The sequence below is a fragment of the Pseudomonas sp. DWP3-1-3b3 genome (assembly GCF_049896305.1).
Classification (GTDB): domain Bacteria; phylum Pseudomonadota; class Gammaproteobacteria; order Pseudomonadales; family Pseudomonadaceae; genus Aquipseudomonas; species Aquipseudomonas azotoformans_A.
On sequence record NZ_JAFCUA010000001.1, the window covers coordinates 260059 to 272859 of the forward strand.

10 protein-coding genes are annotated in these 12801 nt (G+C 61.2%); 4 read left to right on the forward strand and 6 right to left on the reverse strand.

All coding sequences use genetic code 11. From position 1 onward, the window contains the following. Positions 1-11: 11 nt before the first annotated feature. The 5 genes from hisC to mtnA all read right to left on the reverse strand — a co-directional run bounded on the left by hisC (position 12) and on the right by mtnA (position 7459). The gene (gene hisC, locus ACP7BX_RS01305) at positions 12-1124 is read right to left on the reverse strand and encodes a histidinol-phosphate transaminase (RefSeq protein WP_061435764.1); all 1113 of its coding nucleotides are present in this window, start codon (positions 1122-1124) and stop codon (positions 12-14) included. 9 nt (positions 1125-1133) lie between these two features. After that, positions 1134-2228 (reverse strand): prephenate dehydratase, encoded by a 1095-nt coding sequence (pheA, locus tag ACP7BX_RS01310; protein ID WP_003172650.1) that lies wholly within the window; start codon positions 2226-2228, stop codon positions 1134-1136. Further along, positions 2228-3313 (reverse strand): 3-phosphoserine/phosphohydroxythreonine transaminase, encoded by a 1086-nt coding sequence (gene serC, locus ACP7BX_RS01315; protein ID WP_426132011.1) that lies wholly within the window; start codon positions 3311-3313, stop codon positions 2228-2230. The genes pheA and serC overlap by 1 nt, the downstream gene beginning before the upstream one ends. A gap of 111 nt (positions 3314-3424) precedes the next feature. Next, complete coding sequence (gene gyrA / locus ACP7BX_RS01320; RefSeq protein WP_314531277.1) at positions 3425-6079, reverse strand: DNA gyrase subunit A; 2655 nt, start codon at positions 6077-6079, stop codon at positions 3425-3427. Between the two features lie 303 nt (positions 6080-6382). Further along, positions 6383-7459: an S-methyl-5-thioribose-1-phosphate isomerase gene (mtnA, locus tag ACP7BX_RS01325; RefSeq protein ID WP_426132010.1), complete on the reverse strand. Its 1077-nt coding sequence runs from the start codon at positions 7457-7459 to the stop codon at positions 6383-6385. Between the two features lie 108 nt (positions 7460-7567). Here mtnA and ACP7BX_RS01330 point away from each other — a divergent pair, with 108 nt between their 5' ends. The 4 genes from ACP7BX_RS01330 (at position 7568) to ACP7BX_RS01345 (ending at position 11120) form a co-directional block, all read left to right on the forward strand. Further along, positions 7568-8899 (forward strand): TRZ/ATZ family hydrolase, encoded by a 1332-nt coding sequence (locus tag ACP7BX_RS01330; RefSeq protein WP_426132009.1) that lies wholly within the window; start codon positions 7568-7570, stop codon positions 8897-8899. A gap of 64 nt (positions 8900-8963) precedes the next feature. Then, positions 8964-9662: a bifunctional 2-polyprenyl-6-hydroxyphenol methylase/3-demethylubiquinol 3-O-methyltransferase UbiG gene (ubiG, locus tag ACP7BX_RS01335; protein WP_003189760.1), complete on the forward strand. Its 699-nt coding sequence runs from the start codon at positions 8964-8966 to the stop codon at positions 9660-9662. A gap of 4 nt (positions 9663-9666) precedes the next feature. Further along, complete coding sequence (gene mupP, locus ACP7BX_RS01340; RefSeq protein ID WP_033902529.1) at positions 9667-10338, forward strand: N-acetylmuramic acid 6-phosphate phosphatase MupP; 672 nt, start codon at positions 9667-9669, stop codon at positions 10336-10338. 41 nt (positions 10339-10379) lie between these two features. Next, complete coding sequence (locus ACP7BX_RS01345; RefSeq protein ID WP_016975315.1) at positions 10380-11120, forward strand: YciK family oxidoreductase; 741 nt, start codon at positions 10380-10382, stop codon at positions 11118-11120. A 134-nt stretch (positions 11121-11254) separates the two neighbouring features. Here ACP7BX_RS01345 and ACP7BX_RS01350 read toward each other — a convergent pair whose 3' ends face one another. Next, positions 11255-12769 carry an ABC transporter substrate-binding protein gene (locus tag ACP7BX_RS01350; RefSeq protein WP_314532802.1) on the reverse strand — a complete coding sequence of 505 codons (1515 nt, stop codon included), beginning with the start codon at positions 12767-12769 and terminating at the stop codon, positions 11255-11257. Positions 12770-12801 lie beyond the last annotated feature (32 nt).

The following is a 12801-nucleotide window of genomic DNA, read 5'->3' on the forward strand; positions in this document are numbered from 1 at the left end:
ATGCAGTGACATCAACCACGGGCCAGAACCTTGGCCAGCGCCTCCAGGAAGCGGGCGTTTTCTGCCGGCAGGCCGATGGTGATGCGCAGGTGGTTCGGCATGCCATAGTTGGCGGTCGGACGCACGATCACGCCTTCGCGCAACAGGCCCTGGAACACCGGCGCAGCCACTTGGCCGAGGTCCACACAAATGAAGTTGCCCTTGGATGGGATCCAGCCCAGGCCCAGCTCACGGAAGCCTTCCTGCAGTTGCAGCATGCCGCTTTCGTTGATACGACGACCTTCTTCCAGGTACTCCGCATCCTTCACCGCCGCACAGGCCGCCGCCAGGGCGAGACTGTTGACGTTGAACGGCTGACGCACACGGTTCAGCACATCGGCCACTACGGCGGTGGACAGGCCATAGCCGACCCGCAGCGACGCCAGGCCATAAGCCTTGGAGAACGTGCGCGAAACCAGCAGGTTCGGGTACGCCGCCAGGAAATCCAGGCCATTCGGCAAATCACTGCCTTCGGCGTACTCGATGTAGGCCTCGTCCAGCACGACCAGCACATGTTCCGGCACGTCTTGCAGGAAATCGTTCAGCGCTTGCGCGTCGAACCAGGTGCCGGTCGGGTTGTTCGGGTTGGCGATAAACACCACGCGGGTCTGGGCATCGATGGCCGCCAGCATGGCCGGCAAGTCGTGACCCCAATCCTTCGCAGGAACAACGCGCGCATCAGCGCCGACCGCCTGGGTCACGATCGGATAGACCGCAAACGCGTGCTCGCTGAACACGGCATTTAGGCCTGGTGCAAGGTACGCACGGCCAACCAGCTCAAGAATGTCGTTGGAGCCGTTGCCTAGGGTGACCTGGTTCAGCTCGACCCGGCACTTTTCCGCCAGCAGTGATTTGAGGGCAAAGCCGTTGCCATCGGGGTAGCGGGTCAGCTCAGCCAGTTCTTCACGAATCGCCGCCAACACTTTTGGGCTCGGGCCCAGCGGGTTTTCGTTACTGGCCAGCTTGACGATGTTCGCCGGATCCAGGTTCAACTCACGCGCCAACTCGTCCACAGGCTTGCCCGGAACGTAAGGCGACAGTTGTTGCACGCCCGGCTGTGCCAGGGCGAGGAAGTTGCCACTCATGTTAAAGCCTCACAAAACCGCTTTCGGGTAAGAGCCCAGCACCTTGAGTGCCACGGCTTCCTGACTGATTTTCTCCAGCACACCTTTGACCAGTGGGTCGCGGTGGTGGCCGATGAAGTCGATAAAGAACACGTAAGTCCATTTACCGCTGCGCGAAGGACGAGTCTCGATGCGCGTCAGGTCAATCCCGTTATCGTGGAACGGCACCAGCAGCTCATGCAGCGCGCCGGGCTTGTTGCTCATGGAGACGATGATGGACGTCTTGTCGTCGCCCGTTGGCGGCACTTCCTGGCTGCCGATCATCAGGAAGCGCGTGGAGTTGTCCGGGCGATCCTCGATTTTCTCAGCCAGGCGCGTCAGGCCATACAGGCCCGCTGCCATATCACCGGCGATGGCCGCCGAGTTCCACTCACCCTTGACGCGCTTGGCCGCCTCGGCGTTGCTGGAGACCGCCACGCGCTCGACATTCGGGTAGTGCGCATCCAGCCACTTGCGGCACTGGGCCAGGGACTGGGCGTGGGAGTAGATACGGCTGATGCTGTCGGTCTTGGTGTTCTCGCCCACCAACAGGTGGTGGTGGATGCGCAGCTCGACTTCGCCGCAGATCACCATGTCGTGCTCGAGGAAACTGTCCAGCGTGTGGTTGACCGCGCCTTCGGTGGAGTTTTCCACCGGCACCACGCCAAAATTCACCGCACCGGCCGCCACTTCACGGAACACTTCGTCGATCGCTGCCATTGGCTTGCTGATCACCGCGTGGCCGAAGTGCTTCATGGCCGCAGCTTGGGTGAAGGTACCTTCGGGGCCGAGGTAAGCCACTTTCAGCGGCTGCTCCAGGGCCAGGCAAGAAGACATGATTTCACGGAACAACCGCGCCATCTCTTCATTACCCAGCGGGCCTTTGTTGCGCTCCATCACGCGCTTGAGCACCTGGGCTTCACGCTCCGGACGGTAGAACACCGGCACTTCGCCTTCAGCCAGGGACGCCATCTTCACCCGTGCCACTTCCTGGGCGCACCGCGCGCGCTCACTGATCAGCTCCAGGACTTTCTCGTCCAGGCTGTCAATGCGTACGCGCAGGGCCTTGAGTTCTTGCTCAGACATTAGCCGTGTTCCTTTTCGAACTCTGCCATGTAGGCAACCAACGCGTTGATCGCGTGGATGTCGACGGCGTTGTAGATGGAGGCGCGCATGCCACCCACCGAGCGGTGGCCCTTGAGGTTCAGAAGGCCGCGTTCGTCGGCACCGGCCAGGAACGGCTTGTCCAGGCGGTCGTCAGCCAGGCGGAACGGTACGTTCATCCACGAGCGGTCGGTGAGGTTGATTGGGTTGCTGTACAGGCCGCTGGCGTCGATGAAGTCGTACAGGGTACGCTTCTTCACTTCGTTGAGCTTGCCCATGGCGGCCACACCGCCCTGCTCTTTCAGCCATTCGAACACCAGGCCGGAGAGGTACCAGGCAAACGCTGGCGGGGTGTTGTACATCGAGCCGTTATCGGCCGCGACCTTGTAGTTGAGCATGGTCGGGCACAGCGCACGGGCGCGACCGAGCAGGTCTTCGCGGATGATGTTGACCAGGATGCCGCTCGGGCCAATGTTCTTCTGCGCACCGGCGTAGATCATGCCGTACTTGGACACATCGATAGGGCGCGAGAGGATGTCCGAAGACATGTCGCACACCAGCGGCACGTCACCGACTTCCGGCACCCAGTCAAACTCCAGGCCGCCGATGGTTTCGTTGGCAACGTAGTGCACGTAGGCAGCGTCCTTCGACAGCTTCCACTCGTTCTGACCGGGAATGGCGAAGTAGTCGTACGGCTTGGCGGTACCCGCGACATTCACGTGACCGTAACGAGAGGCCTCTTCAATGGCCTTCTGGCCCCAGATGCCCGTGTCGATATAGTCAGCCGTGCCGTCTTCCGGCAACAGGTTCAGCGGAATCTGGGCGAACTGCTGGCTGGCGCCGCCCTGCAGGAACAGCACTTTGTAATTGGATGGGATGTCCAGCAAGTCGCGCAGGTCCTGCTCGGCCTTGGTGGCGATGGACACGAACTCATCGCTGCGATGGCTCATTTCCATCACGGAGAGGCCTTTTCCATGCCAGTCGAGGAGTTCACCCTGCGCACGCTGCAGGACTGCTTCAGGAAGCGCCGCGGGACCGGCACAGAAGTTATAGGCTCTCTTGCTCACATCCAATCTCACTCTGATCTGGTGGGGTGGTGCAATAAACAGGTGTTTCAATACTTTCAGAAGGGACAAACAACAAGGGGGCGAATCTTCATCCGCCCCCTGTGTGTCCGCTTATTCCTGCGGTTCTTCTTCGTCTGCGGCAGCGTCGAGGGTCGGCTCGTCGACGTTGTCATCGCCGGCTGCGATCACCTCGCCGTCAAACTCTTCACCTTCCAGCTCTTCGCCTTCGACTTCCGAAGGCTCCTGGACACGCTCAAGGCCAACCAGTTTTTCGTCCTTGGCCAGCTTGATCAGGGTCACGCCCTGGGTGTTACGGCCCAGGCTCGACACTTCAGCCACACGAGTACGTACCAGGGTGCCCTGGTCGGAAATCAGCATGATTTCCTCGCCGTCGAGCACCTGCACCGCGCCGACCAGACGGCCGTTGCGGTCGTTGCTGACCATGGCGATCACGCCCTGGCCGCCACGCTTGTACTCCGGGAACTCGCTGATGGCCGTACGCTTGCCATAACCACGCTCGGAAGCGGTGAGGATCTGGCTGCCTTCTTCCGGGATCAGCATCGAAATCAGCTTCTGCCCTTCCGGCAGACGCATGCCACGTACACCTCGGGCGGTACGGCCCATGGCGCGAACGTCGGATTCCTTGAAGCGCGTGACCTTGCCGCCGTCGGAGAACAGCATGACTTCACGCTCGCCATCGGTGATGGCCGCGGAGATCAGTACGTCGCCTTCGTCCAGCTCCAGGGCGATCAGGCCCACGCTGCGCTGACGGCTGAAGGATTCCAGCGGGGTCTTCTTCACGGTGCCTTTGGCGGTGGCCATGAAGATGAAGTGACCTTCGGTGTATTCCTCGACCGGCAGCATGGTGGTGATGTATTCATCACTGTCCAGCGGCAGCAGGTTGACCAGCGGACGACCACGAGCGGCACGGGACGCTTCCGGGATTTCGTAGGTTTTCAGCCAGTACACCTTGCCTTTGCTGGAGAACAGCAGCAGCGTGGTGTGGCTGTTGGCGACCAGCAGGTGAGCGATGTAGTCCTCATCCTTCACGCCGGTAGCCGATTTACCTTTACCGCCACGACGCTGGGCCTGGTACGCCGCCAATGGCTGGGTCTTGGCATAGCCACCGTGGGAGATGGTCACCACGCGCTCTTCTTCCGGGATCATGTCACCCAGGGTCAGGTCGAGGCGCGCATCGAGGATCTCGGTGCGGCGCACGTCGCCGTATTCGGCGCGGATCACTTCCAGTTCTTCGCGGATCACTTCCATCAGGCGCACGGCGCTGCTGAGGATGCGGATCAACTCGCCGATCTGGTTGAGGATCTCCTGGTACTCGGCCAGCAGCTTCTCGTGCTCCAGGCCGGTCAGGCGGTGCAGGCGCAATTCCAGGATGGCCTGGGCCTGTTCCGGCGACAGGAAGTATTTGCCGTCGCGCAGGCCGTATTGCGGGTCCAGGGTCTCTGGGCGGCACGAATCGGCACCGGCGCGCTCAACCATCGCCACTACAGCGCTGGATTCCCACGGCATCTTGATCAGTGCTTCTTTAGCTTCCGACGGGGTCGGCGAGGCTTTGATCAAGGCGATGACCGGGTCAATGTTCGACAGCGCAACCGCCTGGCCTTCCAGGATGTGGCCGCGCTCGCGGGCCTTGCGCAGTTCGAACACGGTACGGCGGGTAACCACTTCGCGACGGTGGCGAACGAAGGCTTCCAGCAGATCCTTGAGGTTCAGGATGCGCGGGCGGCCGTCGATCAGTGCAACCACGTTGATACCAAACACGCTTTGCAGCTGGGTCTGGGCGTAGAGGTTGTTGAGGATCACCTCAGGCACTTCACCGCGACGCAGCTCGATCACCACACGCATACCGTCTTTGTCGGACTCGTCGCGCAGTTCGGTGATGCCTTCGAGCTTCTTCTCTTTAACCAGCTCGGCGATCTTCTCGATCAGACGCGCTTTGTTCAGCTGGTACGGGAGTTCAGTGATGACGATCTGCTGGCGGCCACCGACCTTGTCGATGTCTTCGATCATCGAGCGGGCGCGCATGTAAATACGGCCACGACCGGTGCGGTAGGCTTCGATGATGCCGGCGCGACCGTTGATGATCGCGGCGGTCGGGAAGTCCGGACCGGGGATGTATTGCATCAGCTCATCGACGGTCAACTCAGGGTTGTCGATGAGGGCCAGGCAACCGTCGATGACTTCACCGAGGTTGTGCGGCGGGATGTTGGTCGCCATGCCCACGGCGATACCGCTGGAACCGTTGACCAGCAGGTTGGGGATCTTGGTCGGCATGACGGCCGGGATCATTTCGGTGCCGTCGTAGTTCGGCACCCAGTCCACGGTTTCTTTATGCAGATCGGCCAGCAGCTCATGCGCCAGCTTGGTCATGCGCACTTCGGTGTATCGCATGGCCGCGGCGTTGTCGCCGTCGACCGAACCGAAGTTGCCCTGGCCGTCTACCAGCAGGTAGCGCAGGGAAAACGGCTGGGCCATCCGAACGATGGTGTCGTACACCGCAGTGTCGCCGTGGGGGTGATACTTACCGATCACGTCACCGACAACACGGGCAGATTTCTTGTACGGCTTGTTCCAGTCGTTACCCAGCTCGCTCATCGCGAACAGCACACGCCGGTGCACGGGCTTCAAGCCATCGCGCGCATCAGGCAGTGCCCGACCGACAATTACGCTCATCGCGTAGTCGAGGTAGGACTGTTTCAGCTCGTCTTCGATATTGACCGGGAGGATTTCTTTGGCCAGTTCGCCCATGAGAAGCCTGATTCCTTTTTCGGGTGAAACCTCGTCACATCCATATGGGACGAACGAAGCTCGCCGCTGCCGACAGAGTGCCTGACAACGACTTACGACAAATCAACGAGTTATGACACGGATCTGCACGTTATAGGCCACCCCTCGGGGCAACCCTGGAAACCGCCGGATGTTATCACAATCGCCGCCACGCACCTATCCCCCTAATGCGCATGGAGCATAGTAAGTTGACGGATGACAGGCTTGAGCGCGACGAGAGGGGCTCAGAGCTGGATCCAAGCCCAATTTTGAAGACGAATTGGCTTAATGCAGGCGCTTACGGCACATCAACTTGGCCAGCTTGGCGGTGTCCGGCCGTTCGACCACGCCTTTTTCGGTCACGATCACGTCGATCAGGTCGGCCGGGGTCACGTCGAATACCGGGTTGTAGGCGCTCACATCCGCAGCAAAACGCTGGCCGGCGACTTCCAGCAACTCGCCGGTATCGCGTTCTTCCAGGGCAACGTCATCACCCGTGGCCATCATCAGGTCCAGGGTTGAACTCGGCGCCACCACCATGAAACGCACACCGTGGTGCATTGCACACACCGCCAACTGGTAGGTGCCGATCTTGCTGATCACATCACCATTGGCGGCAATGCAATCGGCGCCGACGATCACCCAGGTCACGCCTTTGGTCTTGAGGATGTGCGCGCCGGCCGAATCGGCATTCACCGTCACCGGGATGCCCTCGCCCGCCAACTCCCAGGCGGTCAGCCGCGAACCTTGCAGCCAAGGCCGGGTTTCATTGGCGTAGACCTGCTCGACCATGCCCTCAAGATAAGCCGCACGAATCACTCCGAGCGCCGTACCCACGCCACCGGTCGCCAGGGCGCCTGCGTTGCCGTGGGTGAGGATCGCCTGCGCATTGCCTTGGTGCTTACGGATCAGCTCGACGCCCAGTTGGGCCATGGTGAGGTTGGCTTCGCGATCACTTTCATGGATGGCGATGGCTTCTGCCTCCAGCACCGCCAGCGGATCGGCGTGCTTTTTGACGCGGTCCAGGCGGTCGCGCATGCGTTTCAACGCCCAGAATAAATTCGACGCGGTGGGTCGGGCATCGGCCAGCAGTGCGTAGTCTTCTTCCCACGCAGCCTGCCAGTCACCACCCTCGGCGATGCGCTCACGGGCGGCCAGCACCAGGCCATACGCGGCGCTGATGCCAATGGCCGGCGCACCGCGCACCACCATCGAACGAATGGCGGCCGCCACGTCATCAACCGTCACACAGGCCACCCAGCTTTCCCGGGACGGCAAGGCACGCTGATCGAGCAGGAACAGCGCGCCATCACGCCAATCGATGGCCTTCACTTTCTCCGCTGCCAACAGTCGATCGCGCATCCCTTACTCCGCACTCATAAACAAAGCCGCCGATTATAGCGATCCGCCAGCCAGGACGCTCGGGTATACTTCGCCCTTCTTTTATAGCTGCCTGGGAAGAAGCCTGCGATGACCGCCACTGCCGCCCCGCTCGACTTATTGTTGCTGCCAACCTGGCTGGTGCCTGTCGAACCGGCCGGTGTGGTGCTCAAGGAACACGGGCTGGGCATCCGCGACGGGCGCATCGTGTTCATCGGCCCACGGGCCGCAGCGTTGAAGCTTTCGACCAACGAAGTGCGCGAACTGCCCGGCATGCTGCTCAGCCCCGGCCTGATCAACGCCCACGGGCATGCGGCGATGAGCCTGTTTCGCGGCCTGGCCGACGACCTGCCGCTGATGACCTGGCTGGAAAAACATATCTGGCCCGCCGAGGCCAAGTGGGTCGATGAAGCCTTCGTGCGCGACGGCACCGACCTGGCCATCGCCGAACAGCTCAAAGGTGGCATCACCTGTTTCTCCGACATGTACTTCTACCCCAAAGTCGCCAGTGACTGCGTGCATAACAGCGGCATGCGTGCGCAGATCGCGATCCCGATCCTGGACTTCCCGATCCCGGGCGCCAGCACCGCCGATGAGGCGATTCGCCAGGGCGTCGAGCTGTTCGGCGACCTCAAGCACCACCCACGCATCAAGATCACCTTCGGCCCGCACGCGCCCTACACCGTGTGCGACGACAACCTGGAAAAAATCCGCGTAATCGCCGAAGAACTGGACGCCGCGATCCATATGCATGTTCACGAAACCGCCTTTGAAGTGCAGCAAGCCGTCGAGCAGACTGGCGAACGGCCATTAGCTCGCCTGGGTCGCCTCGGGCTGTTGGGCCCGCGCTTCCAGGCCGTTCATATGACCCAAATCAGCGAGGATGACCTGGCTTTGCTGGTAGAAAGCAACACCAGCATCATTCACTGCCCGGAATCCAACCTGAAACTGGCCAGCGGCTTTTGCCCGGTGGAGCGGCTGTGGCAGGCTGGTGTGAACGTGGCCATCGGCACCGACGGCGCCGCCAGCAACAATGACCTCGATCTGCTGGGCGAAACCCGCACCGCAGCGATGCTGGCCAAGGCTGTCGCCGGTTCGGCCACCGCGCTGGATGCCCATCGCGCCCTGCGCATGGCCACCCTCAACGGTGCCCGGGCCATGGGCCTGGAAAGCGAAATTGGCTCGCTGGAGGTCGGCAAGGCGGCGGATATCGTCGCCTTCGATCTGTCGGGGCTGGCGCAACAACCGATCTACGATCCGGTCTCACAGCTTATATATGCCACCGGACGCGATTGCGTGAAACACCTTTGGGTCGCCGGCAAGCAGTTGCTCGACGACCGGCAATTGACCCGCATGGATGAACAACAGTTGACCGCCACGGCCATTGCCTGGGGCCAACGCATCAGCGGGCACAGCGAATAACGAAGGTTTTGAACCCCAGGGTTCAGGACTGACCCAACGATTTATCAGATTTAGAGGATTCACCATGAGCAACGTCGACCACGCCGAAATCGCCAAGTTCGAAGCCCTGGCCCACCGCTGGTGGGACCGCGAGAGCGAGTTCAAGCCACTGCACGACATCAACCCGCTGCGGGTCAACTGGATTGACGAGCGCGTCAACCTGGCCGGCAAGAAGGTGCTGGACGTGGGCTGCGGCGGCGGCATCCTCAGCGAAGCCATGGCCCAGCGCGGCGCCACCGTGATGGGCATCGACATGGGCGAAGCCCCGCTGGCAGTGGCCCAGTTGCATCAGCTGGAATCCGGCGTGAGCGTGGAATACCGCCAGATCACCGCCGAAGCCCTGGCTGAAGAGATGCCCGAGCAGTTCGACGTGGTCACTTGCCTGGAAATGCTCGAACACGTGCCGGACCCGTCCTCGGTGATCCGCGCGTGCTTCCGCATGGTCAAGCCGGGTGGCCAGGTGTTCTTCTCCACTATCAACCGCAACCCCAAGGCCTACCTGTTCGCGATCATCGGCGCCGAATACATCATGAAGCTGCTGCCGCGCGGCACCCATGACTTCAAGAAATTCATCCGCCCGTCCGAGCTGGGCGCCTGGAGCCGCCAGGCCGGGCTGACCGTCAAGGACATCATCGGCCTGACCTACAACCCGCTGACCAAGCATTACAAGCTGGCCAACGACGTTGACGTCAACTACATGATCCAGACCCTGCGCGAGGAGTGAGCCTGTGAAGTTGCGAGCGGTTCTCTTCGACATGGACGGTACCCTGCTGGATACCGCGCCGGACTTTATCGCCATCTGCCAAGCCATGCGCGCCGACCGCGACCTGGCGCCGATCAACCCGCAGCACATCCGCGATGAAATCTCCGGCGGTGCGAAGGCGATGGTGGCCGTGACCTTTTCCATGGACCCGGAATCCCCAGGCTTTGAGGAGCTGCGCCAGGAATTCCTCGAGCGCTACCTCAAAGGCTGCGCGGTCCACAGCAAACTGTTCGACGGCATGGCCGAGCTGCTGGAAGACATCGAGAAGTCCAAGCTGGTCTGGGGCGTGGTCACCAACAAACCCCTGCGTTTTGCCGAGCCGATCATGCAGCAGTTGGGCCTGGCCGAGCGCTCGGCGCTGCTGATCTGCCCGGATCACGTGAAGAACAGCAAGCCGGACCCGGAGCCGATGATCCTGGCGTGCAAGATGCTCGACCTGGACCCGGCCAGCGTACTGTTCGTGGGCGATGACCTGCGCGATATCGAATCCGGCCGCGATGCCGGCACCCGCACCGCGGCGGTCACCTACGGCTATATCCACCCGGACGACAACCCGCGCCACTGGGGCGCCGATGTGGTGGTGGATCACCCGCTGGAACTGCGCAAGGTGCTGGATAACGCACTGTGCAGTTGCTGATGGTCGAAATGGATTTTCTGTGAATTCTGTCGAGGTTGTTTATGTTTGATTACTCTGCACGTCCAGAACTGCTCAAAGGCCGGGTGATCCTGGTGACCGGCGCCGGTCGCGGGATTGGCGCGGCGGCGGCAAAAACCTACGCCGCCCACGGCGCCACCGTGCTGTTGCTGGGCAAGACCGAAGCCAACCTGGCCCAGGTGTATGACGAAATCGAAGCCGCGGGCCAGCCGCAACCGGTGGTGATCCCGTTCAACCTGGAGACCGCCCTGCCCCATCAATACGATGAGCTGGCCGCGATGATCGAAAAGGAGTTCGGCCACCTCGACGGCCTGCTGCACAACGCCTCGATCATCGGCCCGCGTACGCCGATCGAGCAGTTGTCCGGTGAGAATTTCATGCGGGTGATGCACGTGAACGTCAACGCGATGTTCATGCTGACCAGCACTTTGTTGCCGCTGCTCAAGCTGTCCCAGGATGCGTCGGTGGTGTTCACCTCCAGCAGCGTTGGACGCAAGGGTCGGGCTTACTGGGGCGCCTATGGCGTGTCGAAGTTTGCGACCGAGGGCTTGATGCAAACCCTGGCCGATGAGCTTGAGGATGTAGCCGCGGTACGCTCCAACAGCATCAACCCGGGTGGCACGCGCACCAGCATGCGCGCCCAGGCGTATCCGGGGGAAAACCCGATGGAGCGGCCTGCTCCGGAAGAGATCATGCCGGTGTACCTGTACCTGATGGGGCCGGACAGTGCTGGCATCAATGGCCAGGCGTTCGACGCGCAATAACAGGTACGCAAGAGAACTAAATGTGGGAGCGGGCTTGCTCGCGAAAGCGGAGTGTCAGTCAAAAAATTACTGACTGATGTACCGCTTTCGCGAGCAAGCCCGCTCCCACAGTTGTATGCAGTGCTCTCTGGATCTTAGTTTTTCACCACTTCCTCAAGGGTGAAACGCCCCAGTGGGTTTTGCAGGAAGTTGCTCACGTTCTTGCGTGAGATGTTGATGTACGGGCTGTAGTACAAGTCGATCCAGTTCACGTCCTGTTTCGCCAGTTTCTGCAACTCGACATACATCTGCTCGCGCTTGGCCGGGTCCGCCTCGATGCGCGCCTGTGCCACCAGCGCCTTGACCTTGTCGTTCTTGTAGCGGGTCATGTAATTCTGGTTAGTGTCGTGGCCCAGCACGAAGGTGGTCTTCTGGTCCGGGTCGAGGATGTCGTTGGTCCAGTACATCACCGAAATGTCGTACTCACCGTCTACCAGCATCTGCCAGCTCTGGGTCGGGTCGACCTTTTGCAGGTTGGCCGTCACACCGACCTTGGCCAGTTGGTCCTTGATGATCACCGCAATCTGCTCGTCGGCTTCGTTGCCGGCGTTGACCACGTAGTTGAGCTTCAAGTCCTTGGCACCGGCCTGCTCCAGCAGCTTCTTGGCGGCGGTGGGGTCGTACGGGCGTTGCAGGTTGTTGGCGTAGTGGTAGAGCGAGCCCTTTGGAATGTAGGAATAAGCCACGGTGCCTTGACCGTAAGTGGCGGTCTTCACCAGCGATTGTTTGTCGATGGCCATGTCCAGCGCCTGACGCACCTCCGGCTTGGCCAGCAGGCCGTGCTCGTGGTTGATCAGCAGGTGATCTTCACGGGTGGACGGGTCGGCGTGGATCACCACGTTCTTGTCTTTCTTCAGCTCTTCGACCCGCGAGAAGGGTACGAAGATCGCCGTGTCCAGCTCGTTGTTCTGCACCATGCGCATGCGCGTGTTGTCGTCGGTCACGGAGACCCACTCCACGCCATCCAGGCTGACGTTCTTGGCCTGCCAGAAGTTCGGGTTCTTCTTGAGGATCACCCGATCCCCCTTGCGCCACTCGTCCACGGTAAACGCGCCGGAGGTCACCGGGTTTTCCGAGTAGGCGTCTTCACCCATTTTGGTCATGGCTTTTTCCGACAGGATCGACACCGTCGGCGACGCCAATTGCGAGAGAAAGGCTACCGCCGGGGTCTTCAGGGTGACCACCAGGGTTTTCGGATCAGGCGCCTTGGCCGTGTTGATCAAGTTGAACGGATCGGCCCACAGCGAAGCCTTGTTGTCGCGGATGCGCAACAGGCTGAACGCGGCGTCCTCAGCGGTGATCGCCGAGCCGTCGGAGAACTTCGCATCACGCAGTTTGAAGGTGTAGGTCAGGCCATCCTTGGAAATGTCCCAGCTTTCGGCCAGGCCCGGTTCCATCTTGGTGCCCAGGTTGTCGACACGTACCAGGGTGTCGTAGACGTTGGCGAATACCCAAGTGTCGCGGTTTTGTGCACTTTTGATCGGGTCGAACGTGGTGCTGTCTTCACGGCAGCCGATGGTCAGCACGCCGGCGGCGTGGGCCAGCCCGGCAGTGAGGGACCATGCGGTCAATGTAGCGGCGGCGAGCAACTTCAAGTGGCGCGATTGCATGTCATAACTCCTTGTTCATGAATGGCAGGGAA

Coding starts and splice junctions, on each gene's coding strand:
- hisC (WP_061435764.1), bottom strand. CDS start 1,124: ATGAGTGGCAACTTCCTCGCCCTGGCACAGCCGGGCGTGCAACAACTG.
- pheA (WP_003172650.1), bottom strand. CDS start 2,228: ATGTCTGAGCAAGAACTCAAGGCCCTGCGCGTACGCATTGACAGCCTG.
- gyrA (WP_314531277.1), bottom strand. CDS start 6,079: ATGGGCGAACTGGCCAAAGAAATCCTCCCGGTCAATATCGAAGACGAG.
- mtnA (WP_426132010.1), bottom strand. CDS start 7,459: ATGCGCGATCGACTGTTGGCAGCGGAGAAAGTGAAGGCCATCGATTGG.
- ACP7BX_RS01330 (WP_426132009.1), top strand. CDS start 7,568: ATGACCGCCACTGCCGCCCCGCTCGACTTATTGTTGCTGCCAACCTGG.
- ubiG (WP_003189760.1), top strand. CDS start 8,964: ATGAGCAACGTCGACCACGCCGAAATCGCCAAGTTCGAAGCCCTGGCC.
- ACP7BX_RS01345 (WP_016975315.1), top strand. CDS start 10,380: ATGTTTGATTACTCTGCACGTCCAGAACTGCTCAAAGGCCGGGTGATC.
- ACP7BX_RS01350 (WP_314532802.1), bottom strand. CDS start 12,769: ATGCAATCGCGCCACTTGAAGTTGCTCGCCGCCGCTACATTGACCGCA.